This is a genomic window from Asanoa ferruginea, from assembly GCF_003387075.1.
Taxonomy (GTDB): domain Bacteria; phylum Actinomycetota; class Actinomycetes; order Mycobacteriales; family Micromonosporaceae; genus Asanoa; species Asanoa ferruginea.
Genome location: NZ_QUMQ01000001.1, coordinates 2,832,966 through 2,846,330, shown reverse-complemented (window position 1 = coordinate 2,846,330; position 13,365 = coordinate 2,832,966). Strand labels below are relative to the sequence as shown.

The following is a 13,365-nucleotide window of genomic DNA, read 5'->3' as shown; positions in this document are numbered from 1 at the left end:
CCCCTCGCCGCTGTTCCGTACAGTGTACGGAGTGCAGACGGACTTTATCGAGATCATCGGAGCCCGCGAAAACAACCTCAAGGACGTCGCCGTCCGGATCCCGAAACGCCAGATCACGGTGTTCACCGGGGTCTCCGGGTCGGGCAAGTCGTCACTCGTCTTCGACACCGTCGCCGCCGAGGCGCAGCGGCAGCTCAACGAGACCTTCACCGCGTTCGCCCGCAACTTCCTGCCGAGCTACGGCCAGCCCGACGTCGACTCGATCGCCAATCTGTCGGCCGCGATCATCGTCGACCAGAAGCGGCTCGGCGGCAGTTCCCGCTCGACGGTCGGCACCATCACCGACATCAACCCGCTGATCCGGCTGCTCTTCTCCCGGGTGGGCCAGCCCTACGTCGGCTACTCCAACGCGTTCTCGTTCAACGACCCGCAGGGCATGTGCCCCGAGTGCGAGGGCCTCGGCCAGGTCACCACGATCGACCTCGACAAGTTTCTCGACCGGTCGAAGTCGCTCAACGAGGGCGCCATCCTGCACCCCGACTTCGCCGCCGGCGGCTGGTATCTCAACGGCTATCTGCACTCCGGCTTCTACGACCCCGACAAGCCGCTCGCCGAGTTCACCGACGAGGAGATGGAGCGGCTGCTGCACGGCACCGGCAAGGTGCCCCTGGAGTGGCAGGGCGGGAAGATCAACACGACCTACGAAGGCGTGGTCGACAAGTTCACCCGCCTCTACATCAAGAAAGACCTCGGCGCGATGTCCGAGCGCAACAAGGCGGTCCTCCTCCGCTTCGTCACCGCCGGCACCTGCCCGCTCTGCAAGGGCGCCCGGCTCTCCCCTGCGGCACTGGCCGCCGAGGTCGCCGGCTACGGCATCACCGACCTGCTGGCTATGGAGGCGACCGAGCTGCTGGGCACTCTGCGCGAACTGGGGCCGACCGTCGAGCCAGCCGGGCGCCCGATCGTGGCGAGCCTGACCGACCGGGTGGAAAACCTGGTGACGATCGGCCTGGGCTACATCCGGCTCGACCGGGAGACCACCAGCCTGTCCGGCGGCGAGTCGCAGCGGATCAAGATGGTCCGGCATCTGAGCAGCAGCCTGACCGACATGATGTATGTCTTCGACGAGCCGAGCATCGGGCTGCACGCGCACGACGTGCAGCGGCTCAACGAGTTGCTGGTCAAGCTGCGCGACAAGGGCAACACGGTGCTGGTCGTCGAGCACGACCGCGACGTGATCGCGATCGCCGACCACGTGATCGACATGGGCCCGAAGGCCGGCGCGCACGGCGGCGAGGTGGTCTTCACCGGCACCGTCGCCGAGCTGTCCGCGGCGCCGACGCTGACCGGCCGGTGCATGGAGCACGCGCTGCCGCTCAAGGCACACGCCCGCACCGCGACCGGCGCGCTCACCATCAGCGGCGCGACCGTCAACAACCTCAAGAACGTCACCGTCGACATCCCGACCGGCGTGTTCACCGTGGTCACCGGCGTGGCCGGGTCCGGCAAGAGCTCGCTGATCAACGACGTGTTCCTGGGCCGCTTCCCGGACGCGATCGACATCGACCAGTCGGCGGTCGGCGCCTCGATCCGCTCCAACCCGGCCACCTACACCGGCCTGATGGACGACATCCGGCGGCTGTTCGCCAAGGCCAACGGCGTCAACGCCGGCCTGTTCAGCTTCAACTCCAAGGGCGCCTGCCCCAACTGCCAGGGCCTCGGGGTGCTCTACACCGATCTCGGGTTCATGGACGGCTTCAAGTCACCGTGCGACGTCTGCCACGGGCGGCGGTTCTCCGAGGAGGTGCTCGGCTATCACCTGCGCGGCAAGTCGATCGCCGACGTGCTCGAACTGACGGCGGCCGAGGCCGTGGAGTTCTTCACCGAGAAGAAGCTCCGGGCGATCCTCACCGCGGTCAACGACGTCGGGCTCGACTATCTGCGGCTCGGCCAGCCACTGAGCACCCTCTCCGGCGGCGAGTGCCAGCGGATCAAACTCGCCACCGAACTACACAAGACCGGCACGGTGTACGTCATGGACGAGCCGACCACCGGCCTGCACATGTCCGACATCGCGCACCTGCTGGAGATCGTCGACCGGTTGGTCAACCAGGGCAACTCGGTGGTCGTCATCGAGCACAACCTCGACGTGATCAAAAACGCCGACTGGATCATCGACCTCGGCCCGGAGGGCGGCACCAAGGGCGGCGAGGTGCTGTTCACCGGCCCACCGGCGGAGCTGCTGAAGGCCGACACCTACACGGCCGAAGCGGTCCGCCGCGACCTCAGCGGTATCTGAACCGCGGCCCGTCAGCCCCGGTGAGGTCGAGCGTCGGCGTCACCGGGGTGGCCGGCTCGCGCCCGGCAGCGGCCGCGAACACCGACGCGATGTCGGTGCACTCGCCGACCTGCTTGAGCGTCATGATCGTGGGCGGCAGCATGGCCACCTCCTTGCGCTCCGCGCGGGCCACCGCGTCACCCGGCCGGATCCACATGGTGTGATCGGCCTCGCCGGACACGTCGCGGGTGACCTGCCCGCCCGGCAACGCCGCGATGAAGAAGTAGGTGTCGAACCGGCGAGGCTCGAACTCCGGCGTGATCCACCGGCTCCACGGCGCCAGCAGGTCGGCGCGCAGCGTCAGGTCGCGCTGCCGGAGCAGCTCGGCGAAGCCGAGTTCGCGGGCCACCAGCGCGCGCCGGGCCGCTTCCCAGTCGTCGCCGCTGACGTCGCCGACGACGGTGTCCTTCGTCGGGCCGGCCAGCAGCACCCCGGCCTCTTCGAACACCTCGCGGGCGGCCGCGCAGACGATCGCCTGGGCCCGCTCGGGGTCGGTGGCCAGCCTGGTCTCGTCGATGCCGAGGTCGGCACGGGAGTCGCTCGGGTCGACACCGCCGCCCGGGAACGCGTACATCCCGCCGAAGGCCATCGCGGCGACCCGGCGGATCACGTACACCTCGAAGCCCTCTGGGGTTGTCGGGCGCAGCAACAGCACGGTAGCGGCCAGCCGGGGCACCGCCGGTGACCTGCCTTCGGCCGCGAAGCGCCGGGCGTGATCGGCGATCTGCGGCGGAACTTCGAACTCCTCGACCACCGGGCGAGCCTAGCCGTTGGCTGGGCTAACCTGCGGGCCATGACCAGATGGGGAATCCTCGCGACCGGCGCGATCGCGGCGAAGTTCGCCGCCGACCTGCGTCACGCGCCCGGCGCGGAGCTCGTCGCCGTGGGCTCACGCTCGACCGAATCGGCCAAGGAATTCGCGGACCGCTTCGGCGCGCCAAGGGCACACGGTTCGTGGGAGGCCCTGGCCGCCGACGACGATGTCGACGTGATCTACGTCGCGACCCCACACGCCGCACACCACGCCGCGGCGCTGACCTGCCTGCGGGCCGGCAAGGCGGTGCTCTGCGAGAAGCCGGTCACCCTCGACCGGGCCAGCGCCGCCGAGCTGGTCGACGCGGCCCGCTCGTCCGGGGTCTTCTTCATGGAAGCGATGTGGACCCGGATCAACCCGACCGTACGCACGGTGCTGGACCTGATCGCGGCCGGCGAGATCGGCGACGTCACCACGGTGGCGGCTGACTTCGGCATTCACGGCGACTTCCCGCCCGGCCACCGGCTGCGGGCCCGCGAACTCGGCGGGGGCGCGCTGCTCGACCTGGGCGTCTACCCGGTCACGATGGCCCACCTGGTGCTCGGCGCACCCGACCACGTTAGGGCCTGGGCGAAGATCGGCCCGGAAGGCACCGACGAGAACACGGGAATGCTGTTCGGCTACGACTCAGGGGCGATCGCGTCACTGACCTGCGGCCTGGTCGGCTCGACAGGCGTCCACGCGACGATCACCGGCACCGGCGGCCGGATCGAGCTGCCAGATTTCTTCCACACGACCAGCTACACGCTGCACCGCCCAGGCGCCGCGCCGTCCGTGGTCACCCGCGCCCAGGAGGGCGCCGGCTACCAGTTCGAGGCGATCGAGGTGCAGCGCTGCCTTTCCGAGGGCCTGCTGGAAAGCCCGCTGATCCCACACGACACGACGCTCGAAGTGATGGGCCTGCTAGACGAGGTCCGCGCCCAGATCGGGGTGGCCTACTAGCGCCAAACCGCCCCGGCGCTGGCCCCGCGCGGCGAAAATTGGTGCGAGGTGATTGCCATGCAGGCGCTTCTCGGATCGATGACCGACGCGGAGCAGATGCTGGTGCGCGAGACGGCCGGCGAGGAACTAGCCACGCTCGACGAAGACGAGCTGGTCGCGCTGCACACCCGGGTCCGCCGGGCGAGGGACAAATACGTCAAGCTCTACCGCCGCCAGTCAGCCGACCGGGTGCGCTCCACCGCCGCGCGCGGCAAGGCTTTCCCGCGGGGCGGCCGCGACCGCGACAAGGCCGAGGTCTTCGAAGCGGCCCTGGCCCGGGTGAGCCGCCGCTTGGCCGCCGCGGCCCGGGCCGCGGCCCGCGAACTGAAGGCGGAACGCATCGCGGAGGCCCGCGCGGCCACGTTCACCCCGCCGCCCCCTCCGCCACCGCCGGTCCGCCGCCGCAGCCCGCGCGAGGACCAGGTCGCCGACCGGCGCCCGCGCACACCGGATCGCTTAAAGCGCCACGGCAGCACGAGGGCGGCCACGAAACGCGTCCAGGCCCGCAAGGACAGCCGCTGACGTCAGGTGTCCGGTGATCGTTTGCAACTAGTCGGCAACGGCCCGTAGGGCTCGCTTGATCGTTTGCACCTCATCGAGATGGTGGGCGGCGTGTCGTGCAGACCTGACACACATGATCATGGTTTGAGTCGCGGATGGCGCAGATCGCGTGCAGACGATCAAGCCCAACGCCCCGATCGAGTAGATCTAGGAAAATTCTGGTAGCTAGGGCTACCAGAATTTTCCTAGATCTCACCGCCACCGGCGCGGCGCCGCGCGACACGCCGACAAAGCGGCGCGGCAGCCTCCGAAGCGCGTGGCCGGCGCCTCCGCGCAGCCGCCGAAGCACGCGGCCCGCGCGGCACGCGCGCGAGGCGCCGCGGACCCGACGCGCCAACCGCCGGAGCGCATGGCGCCGCCTGGCAGCCTCCGGAGCCCGTGGCCGGCGCAGCCCGGAGGCCTCCGGAGCGCGTGGCCGGCGCAGCCCGGAGGCCTCCGGAGCGCGTGGCCGGCGCCGCGCGCCTCGGACCGTCTCGGCAACCGTCGGATGGCATGGCCGGCGCCGCCCGGCAGCCTCCGAAGCACTTAGCCAGCGCCGCCCCCAGCCGCCAGAGCACACGGCCGGCGCCGCACGCCCCGGACCCGGCGCCGCAACCGTCGGAGCGCATGGCCAGCGCCGCCCGGCAGCCTCCGAAGCACGCGGCCAGCGCCGCCCGGCAGCCTCCGAAGCATGTGGTCGGCGCGACACGGGCGACACGCCGCGAACGCGGCGCGGCAAACCGTCGGAACGCATTGCCGGCGCCGCCCGGCAGCCTCCCGGCCGGTGCGGCAAGCGCGACACGCTGCGAACCCGGCGTGGCAGACCCTCGAAGCGCTTGGTCGGCGCGACACGGGCGACACGCCGCGAACGCGGCGCGGCAGCCTCCGAGGCGCGTGGCCAGCGCGGCTCGGCGCGACACGCCGCGAACGCGGTGCTGTAGCCGTCGGAGCGCTTGGTCGCCGCCGCATTCGCGGCGCGTCGCACGCGGGCGCGGCCGCCTGGCAGCCTCCGACGCGCGTGGCCGGCGCGGCAGGCGCGACACGCCGCGAACGCGATGCTGCAGCCGTCGGAGCGCTTGGTCGCCGCCGCATTCGCGGCGCGTCGCGCTCGGGCGCGTCGCGGCGCGGCGACCGTTGGAGCGCGCGGTCTGCGTGACGCGCCGCCAACGCGGCGCGGCAGCCGCCGGTGCTCGTGGTCAGCGCTGTGCTGGCGACGGACGGCCCGCACAGTCGGGCAGGGCTAAGCAGAACCACACACAAAGCCGCACCCAGGGGCGGATCTCCTCGTCGGGCGTAGCCCAATGACCAGGATCTCCGGATGGGGACAAGGTGGAGCGCCCTACTGGACGAACGACCTTGTCCCCATCCGGAGATCCTGGTGCCCTAAGCGAAGCCCGACGAGGAGATCCGCCCCCAGACGGCTGGCATCTCTTTAGAGCGGCCGGGTCCGGGGCAGCGCCCCGGTGGGGTCCGGGGCAAAGCCCCGAAAGGGGCAAGGGGCAAAGCCCCAAAAACCTCAGAACAGAGGCCGCACAGCAAAGTAGGTAAGCGCCGCCATCGCCCCAGCCGCAGGGAACGTCAGGATCCACGCCCCGACGATGTTCCCCGCCACCCCCCACCGAACCGCGGACAGCTTCTTGGTCGCACCAACACCCATGATCGCCGAGGTGATCGTGTGGGTCGTCGAGATCGGCGCACCAAGCACGAGAGCATTGAAATAGAGCACCCCACTGGCCACCGTCTCGGCGGCAAATCCTTCAGGCGGCCCAAGGTGGATGATCCGACGCCCCAACGTGCGAATGATCCGCCACCCACCCGCATACGTCCCCAGCGCCAACACCGAAGCCGACGTCCAAAACGCCCACTCCGGAATAGTGCTGGTAGACCCCTGGTGCCCACCGACATAGAGCGCCAAAACGATGATGCCGATCGTCTTGGCCGCGTCCTGCATGCCGTGACCGACTGACATCGCGGCGGCCGACACGGTCTGGGCCCAGCGGAAGCCACGATTCAGCTTGCTCGGCTGGCCGTTCCGGAAGATGAACCGGATCAGCATCATGACCAGGTAGCCGAGGGCGAAGCCGACCAGCGGCGACAGGACCATCGGCAGCACGACGCTCTCCATGACCTTGGCCCACAGGACCGTGCCGGAGGCGGCGAGGGTGGCGCCGACGAGACCGCCGATCAGGGCGTGCGATGAGGATGAGGGCAGGCCGAAGTACCAGGTGATCAGGTTCCAGACGATCGCGCCGGCCACGCCGGCGAAGACCACGCCCAGGCTGGCCGAGCCGGTTGGCAAGTTGACCAGGCCGCTGCCGACGGTTTTGGCGACCTTTTCGCCGAAGTGGGCGCCGATGAAGTTGCCGATCGCGGCCATCAGCAGCGCCACGCCTGGGGTCAGCGCCCGAGTCGAGACGCTGGTGGCGATGGCGTTGGCGGCGTCGTGGAAGCCGTTCGTGTAGTCGAACGCGAGCGCGATGACGATCACCGCGAGCACGGCGATGAGGGGGGCGTCCAACGGTTCAGGATTCCTTGACAGAGATCGTCTGAACGGTGTTGGCCACGTGCTCGAAGGCGTCGCAGGCGGCCTCCAGTTCGTCGGCGACCTCCTTCATCTTCAGCACGGTCAGCGCGTCGTACTCACCGGAGAAGAGCCGGACCAGCAGCATCCGGTAGGCCTGGTCGCCCTCGTTCTCGAGCCGGTTGCACTCGATCCAGTAGTCCTCGAGGTCTTTCATCGACTTGAGCCGGGGCATCGCCTCGGCCGTCAGCTTGGCCTGCTGGTCGAGCACGTTGACCAGCTCGTGCATCTCCCGGGGCAGCGACGGCAGCTTGGTCAGCCCGTAGAGGTAGAGCAGGTTGCCGACGGCTTCCAGATGGTCCATCACGTCGTCGAGCAGCGAGCCGAGCCGGTAGATGTCTTCCCGGTCGAACGGCGTCACGAACGTCGAGTTGATCTTCTGGTAGAGATCGTGGGTGATCTGGTCGCTGTCGTGCTCGACCTCGGTCAGCCGCTCGCTGACCGACTGCACGTCGACACCGGGCAGCGCCAGCTCCTGCAGGAGCTCGGTGCCCTTCACATGGTTGTCGGCGGCTCTGCTGAACAGCTCGTAGAAGACGCCGTCGGTTGGACGGAAAGAGAACTTCACGGCACGGACCTCGTCGCGTCGAAGGGGGTGTCCGGACGCGCCATCCGGGGAACGCGTTCGCCGAATGTTAGAAAATCTCTGAACGGTTGTTTCGCCGGGCTACCGAGGTCTGCTCGACCGCAACCTGCCGTTCACCTTTTGTTCACCTAGATCAACCGTCCGCTTCCAACCGACGGCGCTGCGCATCCACGTCGTACTCCGGCTTGGGGTAACTGAGCTTGAGGTCGGCGAACGTCTCGCGGAGCAGGTGGGCCAGCGCCCAGTCCCGATACCACTTCCGGTTGGCCGGCAACACGTGCCACGGCGCGGCGTCGGAGCAGCGAGCCAGGGCTTCCGCGTACGCCTCCTGGTAGTCGTCCCATCTCGCGCGGGCCTCGAGGTCGTCGGGGTTGAACTTCCACTGCTTGGTCGGGTCGTCGAGCCGCGACAGGAGCCGCTCGCGCTGCTCGTCGTGGGAGATGTGCAGCATGACCTTGACCACTGCGGTGCCGGAGTCGACGAGCCGGCGCTCAAAGTCGTTGATCTTCTTGTAGCGGGGGCGCCAAACCGATTCAGGAGCCAGCCCCATCACGCGTACGACGAGTACGTCTTCGTAGTGCGACCGGTTGAACACGCCCACGTAGCCGGCCGGCGGCAGGGCCTTGCGGATGCGCCAGAGGAAGTCGTGCCGCCGCTCCTCCGGGGTCGGCGGACCGAAGGCCTTGATGTGCAGGCCCAGCGGGTTCATCGCGCCCGCGACCCGCTTCACCGCGCCGTCCTTGCCGCCGCAGTCCATCGCCTGGAGCACCAGCAGCACCGACCGGCCCAACTCGGGCTCGACGGTGCCCTGCGCGAAGAGCATCTCCTGCTGGGTGGCGAGTTCGGCGCCGATCCGCTCGACCTCACCGCGCGCCCAGAGCTTGGGGTCGCTGCCGGTGACCTTGCGGCCGGGCAGGCCGGGCGTCGACTGTGGGTCGATCGCGGTCAGGTCGACCGGGACATCGGGGCCCTCGGACCCCACCCGCAACAGGCTCCGCATATCTGGCATTCGGTCACTCCCGGTGCTACAGCGGCCGCCGGCGGCAATGCCGACGCTGGCAGAATGCCCACAAGGGGAGGCCTGCATGCAAGACCTGGCGAGCGACTTCGAGGCCGAGCGCGACCATTTGACCGCGGTCGCCTACCGGATGCTGGGCAGCCGGGCCGAGGCCGAAGACGCGGTGCAGGAGGCCTGGCTGCGCTACTCCAGCGCGCTGGCCGACCCGGCCGCCCGGGCCGAGATCCGCGACCTGCGTGGCTGGCTGACCACGGCGACCGCCCGGATCTGCCTCGACGTGCTGCGCTCGGCCAGGGTGCGGCGCGAGGCCTACCCCGGCCAATGGCTGCCGGAGCCGCTGGTCACCCGCCTCGAGCCAGGCAGCTTCGCGCCCGACCCCGCCGAACGTGTCGTACGCGACGACGAGATCGGCATGGCGCTGATGGTCGTGCTGGAGCGGCTCACCCCGGAGCAGCGGGTGGCGTTCGTGCTGCACGAGGCGTTCAAGGTGCCGTTCGACGGCATCGCCACGGCCCTGGGCACCACGGTGCCGGCCGCCCGCCAGTTGGCGTCCCGGGCCCGCCGCGCGGTCAACGACGGCGCGCCCCGGCACACCGCCAGCCCGGCCGAGCAGCGCCGGGTGCTCGAGGCGTTCGTCGGCGCGACCGAGACCGGTGACATCGAAACGCTGATGGCGGTGCTCGCACCCGACGTGGTCTTCGTCGGCGACTCCGGCGGTCATTTCCCCGCCGCGCGCAAGCCGATCGAGGGCGCGCTTCAGGTCGCCCGCTTCGTGCTCGGCCTGCTCCGGCGGATGCCGACCGAGGCGACCGACGTACACACGGAGATCGTCGAAGTGAACGGCGACCTCGGTGTGCTGCTCGACGCCACCTATCACGACGGCCGGCCGTTCCGGTCGGTGCTCTCGTTCGCGATCGAAGACGGCCGGATCACCGCGGCCTTCAACCAGCTCAATCCGGACAAGATGGCCCGGGTCCCGCACGCCGCCAAAGACGCACCCGCGTGGCCGCCCCGATAGGGCTGTATCGAACCGGCCGCAGCCGCCTCTTCCTCACCGGACAGCTTGGCGAAGGGCCGGAGCTGCCCGGGCCGGGCTGGACGCCAGCGGGGGCTGAGCACCGCCGACCGCGGTGACCGCGAACAGCTCACCGTCGGTCGGCCGCCGGGCGCGCACCCATCTGGCCGGGATGCTGGCCGAGTTCGGCGACCGCGGCTCGACTAGGAGCGGCGCCGGCTGCGCCGCCGACCGCAACCGTCCATCGTGGTCACCGGTGGCGGAGCCGGCCCGCAACAACACGAACGACGCCCGGGCCTGCCACCGGGCCCGGCCCTGCGCGCGGAACAGGTCGCGGGCGGCCCCGGCCCGCGCGACGGCCTGCTCAGGGAGTTGGAGTGGCATGTCGTGCGCGACGCCGGCGGTCGCCGGCCTGATCGCGGCCCGGATGTCACGGCCGCGGCGGCGTTGCTCAAGCAGGGCCGCCGGTCAGCGGTGCCCGGCGTCGGGGCGGTGCTGCGTCCTTAGACGACGAGCGCGAGCCATTTGCGGTAGCTCGTGGCGAACGGCTCGGTGCCGTCGCCGAGGGCCTGCATGAGCAGCTTCGCCGCCGCCTCGGCCGACTCGACCAGGTCGGCGGGGTAGCCGAAGCGGGCCCGGTGCTCGGCGAACTCGTCTTCGTCACGCAACTCGACGGTGCCGGTCGTGCGGCGGCGGACCACGTCGAGATCGAGGTCGATCAGGTGCACGGTGTCGCCGCGCCAGCGGGCCGGCGTGGTGATGTCGCAGTAGACCTCGCTGGTCCGGGGCGGGGGGTTGAACATGCCGGTCCACCAGGCGTCGTGCGGCACAAGCAGCACAAAGGGGATCTTCTCCACGGACGCCCGGCCGTGGTAGACGGACTCGGTGCCCAGGGTCACCCCCAGCCACACACCCAACTCGTCTTCGGCGAGGCGGCGAGCGGGGTAGTCCCTGTGGGCGGATCCGTCATATTTGCGGTAGACCACCCGGACGATGTCGCTCGGCACGCAGACACCCTAACCGATCCGGGGTAACCGCTCTCGCGTCAGTGGGTTAACGGCACGTGGCGCCAACAGGTTTGGTCGGGGGGTACGGGTACCGTCGCACGGTGACCTCGTCAGCCCGCACCCGTCCGTCCGCCGAGGCATTGCTCACGGCCGCCGTCGGCGCGGTTCCCGGCGGGGCGGCCCGGCCGGGTCAACAGCAGATGACCGCCGCGATCGCCGAGAGCCTGAGCTCCGGCGACCACCTGCTGGTGCAGGCCGGCACCGGCACCGGCAAGTCACTGGCCTACCTGGCGCCGGCGCTGACCGTCGACGGCCCGGTGGTCATCTCGACCGCCACCCTGGCGCTCCAGTCGCAACTGGTCGACCACGACATGCCCCGGCTCGCCGACGCGGTCGAGCCGGTGCTCGGTCGTCGGCCCACGTTCGCCGTCCTCAAAGGACGCCATCACTACCTGTGCCTGGCCCGGCTGGAAAACTCGGCCGAAGAAGAGCCCGAGGACACGCTCTTCGACAATCCGGCTCCGGCCGCGGCCGCGCCGGTCAAGTGGCTCGGCGAGGCCGGCCGGCTGGGCAAGCAGGTGCTGCGCCTACAGGAATGGGCGATGGAGACCGCCACCGGCGACCGCGACGAGCTCGACCCGGGCGTCGACGACCAGGCCTGGAAGCAGGTCTCGATGCCGGCCCGCGAGTGCGTGGGGGCGCAGCGCTGCCCCTACGGCACCGAGTGCTTCGCCGAGGCGTCCCGGGTGCGCGCTCGCGAGGCCGACATCGTGATCACCAACCACAGCCTGCTGGCCGTCGACATGCTGGCCGGCCGCCACATCGTGCCGCCACACAAGCTGCTGGTCATCGACGAGGCACACGAGCTGGCCGATCGGGTCTCCTCGGCGTCGCAGGCCGAGCTGAGCCCCGAGTCGATCGACCGCGCCGCCCGGCGGGCCCGCCCGATCATCCAGCCCGAGCTGGCCGAGATGCTGCTCGAAGCCGGCGACGCGCTGGCCGTCGGCCTGGCCGAGGCGCCGGCCGGGCGGATCGTCGACGGCCTGCCCGACCCGCTGCGCGAGGCCTGCACGCTGCTCGACGCCGCCACCCGGCGAGCGCTCGACAAGATCGGCGACATCAAGTCCGACGACCCCGACCCGGTCCGCAAGCAGCAGGCCAAGGCGCTGGTCGACGACATCTCCAAGACCGCGCAGCGGCTCCTCGAAGAGAACGAGCACGACGTGGCCTGGGTGGAGAAGCCCGAGCGCCCCGGCGCCGGCCGGCGGGCGCTGGTGGTGGCCCCGCTGTCGGTGGCCGGCACCCTGGCCACTCACCTCTACGACGAGCGCACGGTCGTGGCGACCTCGGCGACGCTGGCCCTCGGCGGGCGCTTCGACACGGTGGCCCGGGCGCTGGGCCTGCCGGGCGCGACCGTGCCCGCGCCGCGCACCCCGGCCGCAGCGGCATCGGCGGCCACCACCGCGACCCGCTCCCCCAACCTGTCCACCGCGGCCGGCGAGGTCGCCGAGCTGGGGGGTCCCGGCTGGCGGTCGCTCGACGTCGGCTCGCCGTTCGAATACGAACGCCAGGGCATCCTCTACGTCGCCGCCCACCTGCCCCGGCCGGCCGCGTCCGGGCTGCCCGCCCAGGCCGGCGAAGAGCTGATCACGCTGGTCGAGTCGCTTGGCGGTCGCACGCTCGGGCTGTTCTCCTCCCGCCGGGCCGCCCAGCAGGCGGCCGAGCTGGTCCGGGCCCGCACCGACCTGCCGGTGCTCCTCCAGGGCGACGAGTCGCTGCCGCTGCTGGTCCGCAAGTTCCGCGAAGACAAGCCAAGCTGCCTGTTCGGCGTCATGTCGCTCTGGCAGGGCGTCGACGTGCCGGGCGACGCCTGCCAGTTGGTAGTGATCGACCGGCTGCCCTTCCCTCGCCCCGACGAGCCGCTGGCCGCGGCCCGGGCGGCAGCGGTCGACGCGACCGGCGGTTCCGGCTTCGCCGCGGTCAGCGTGCCGATCGCCGCGATCCGGCTGGCCCAGGGCGCGGGCCGGCTGATCCGGTCACACGGCGACAAGGGCGTGGTCGCCGTCCTCGACTCGCGCCTGGAGACGGCCCGCGGCTACGGGGCCTTCCTGCGCAAGTCGCTGCCCCCGTTCTGGTATACGACCCGCCAGGACGTCGCCGTCGGCGCCCTGAAGCGTTTGGCGGCGGCGGCCAGCTGACCACCGCGGGACGCCGCCCACCGCGGCGTGCCCGCCCGCGTGCTTCCCACAGGGGTGCAGAGCAAGGAGCACACCAGCCTGCGGCCTGCGGGCCCGGGCGCTTCCCACAGGGGTGCAGAGCAAGGAGCAGACCAACCCGCGGCCTGCGGGCCCGGGCGCTTCCCACAGGGGTGCAGAGCAAGGAACCGACCAACCCGCGGCCTGCGCGCCCGGGCGCTTCCCACAGGGGTGCAGAGCAAGGAACCGACCAACCCGCAGCCTGCCCGCCCATGGCTTCCCACAGGGGT

General features: G+C 70.8%; 11 protein-coding genes. 5 read left to right on the top strand and 6 right to left on the bottom strand.

From position 1 onward, the window contains the following. Positions 1-31 precede the first annotated feature (31 nt). Positions 32-2,299 carry an ATP-binding cassette domain-containing protein gene (locus tag DFJ67_RS13480; protein WP_116068191.1) on the top strand — a complete coding sequence of 756 codons (2,268 nt, stop codon included), beginning with the start codon at positions 32-34 and terminating at the stop codon, positions 2,297-2,299. Here the strand turns inward: DFJ67_RS13480 and DFJ67_RS13475 are convergent. After that, the gene (locus DFJ67_RS13475) at positions 2,286-3,092 is read right to left on the bottom strand and encodes an NUDIX hydrolase (protein ID WP_116068190.1); all 807 of its coding nucleotides are present in this window, start codon (positions 3,090-3,092) and stop codon (positions 2,286-2,288) included. The two genes, DFJ67_RS13480 and DFJ67_RS13475, sit on opposite strands and share 14 nt — an antisense overlap. Before the next feature lie 39 nt (positions 3,093-3,131). Here DFJ67_RS13475 and DFJ67_RS13470 point away from each other — a divergent pair, with 39 nt between their 5' ends. Together DFJ67_RS13470 and DFJ67_RS13465 are read left to right on the top strand one after the other, a co-directional pair. Next, positions 3,132-4,094, top strand: a complete 963-nt coding sequence (locus DFJ67_RS13470; protein WP_116068189.1) for a Gfo/Idh/MocA family protein — start codon at positions 3,132-3,134, stop codon at positions 4,092-4,094. A 57-nt stretch (positions 4,095-4,151) separates the two neighbouring features. Continuing rightward, positions 4,152-4,655: a hypothetical protein gene (locus tag DFJ67_RS13465; RefSeq protein ID WP_116068188.1), complete on the top strand. Its 504-nt coding sequence runs from the start codon at positions 4,152-4,154 to the stop codon at positions 4,653-4,655. Positions 4,656-6,189: 1,534 nt separating this feature from the next. Here the strand turns inward: DFJ67_RS13465 and DFJ67_RS13460 are convergent. The 3 genes from DFJ67_RS13460 to DFJ67_RS13450 form a co-directional block, all read right to left on the bottom strand. Next, positions 6,190-7,191, bottom strand: coding sequence for an inorganic phosphate transporter (locus DFJ67_RS13460; RefSeq protein ID WP_116068187.1), 1,002 nt, complete (start codon positions 7,189-7,191; stop codon positions 6,190-6,192). Between the two features lie 4 nt (positions 7,192-7,195). Beyond that, positions 7,196-7,822, bottom strand: coding sequence for a DUF47 domain-containing protein (locus tag DFJ67_RS13455; RefSeq protein ID WP_116068186.1), 627 nt, complete (start codon positions 7,820-7,822; stop codon positions 7,196-7,198). Positions 7,823-7,973: 151 nt separating this feature from the next. Then, positions 7,974-8,849: a PPK2 family polyphosphate kinase gene (locus DFJ67_RS13450; protein ID WP_116068185.1), complete on the bottom strand. Its 876-nt coding sequence runs from the start codon at positions 8,847-8,849 to the stop codon at positions 7,974-7,976. A gap of 76 nt (positions 8,850-8,925) precedes the next feature. Between DFJ67_RS13450 and sigJ the strand changes: the two genes are divergently transcribed. Continuing rightward, on the top strand, positions 8,926-9,876 hold the full coding sequence (gene sigJ / locus DFJ67_RS13445) for an RNA polymerase sigma factor SigJ (RefSeq protein WP_116068184.1): 951 nt from the start codon (positions 8,926-8,928) through the stop codon (positions 9,874-9,876). A 33-nt stretch (positions 9,877-9,909) separates the two neighbouring features. On the opposite strand, the gene DFJ67_RS13440 is transcribed toward sigJ, so the two are convergent. Continuing rightward, the gene (locus DFJ67_RS13440) at positions 9,910-10,257 is read right to left on the bottom strand and encodes a hypothetical protein (RefSeq protein WP_116068183.1); all 348 of its coding nucleotides are present in this window, start codon (positions 10,255-10,257) and stop codon (positions 9,910-9,912) included. Between the two features lie 119 nt (positions 10,258-10,376). Then, positions 10,377-10,880, bottom strand: coding sequence for a DUF402 domain-containing protein (locus DFJ67_RS13435; protein WP_116068182.1), 504 nt, complete (start codon positions 10,878-10,880; stop codon positions 10,377-10,379). Between the two features lie 200 nt (positions 10,881-11,080). On the opposite strand from DFJ67_RS13435, the gene DFJ67_RS13430 reads away from it, so the two are divergent. After that, a complete protein-coding gene (locus DFJ67_RS13430; protein ID WP_116068181.1) occupies positions 11,081-13,078 on the top strand; it encodes an ATP-dependent DNA helicase in 1,998 nt (665 codons plus the stop codon). Positions 13,079-13,365: the final 287 nt, after the last annotated feature.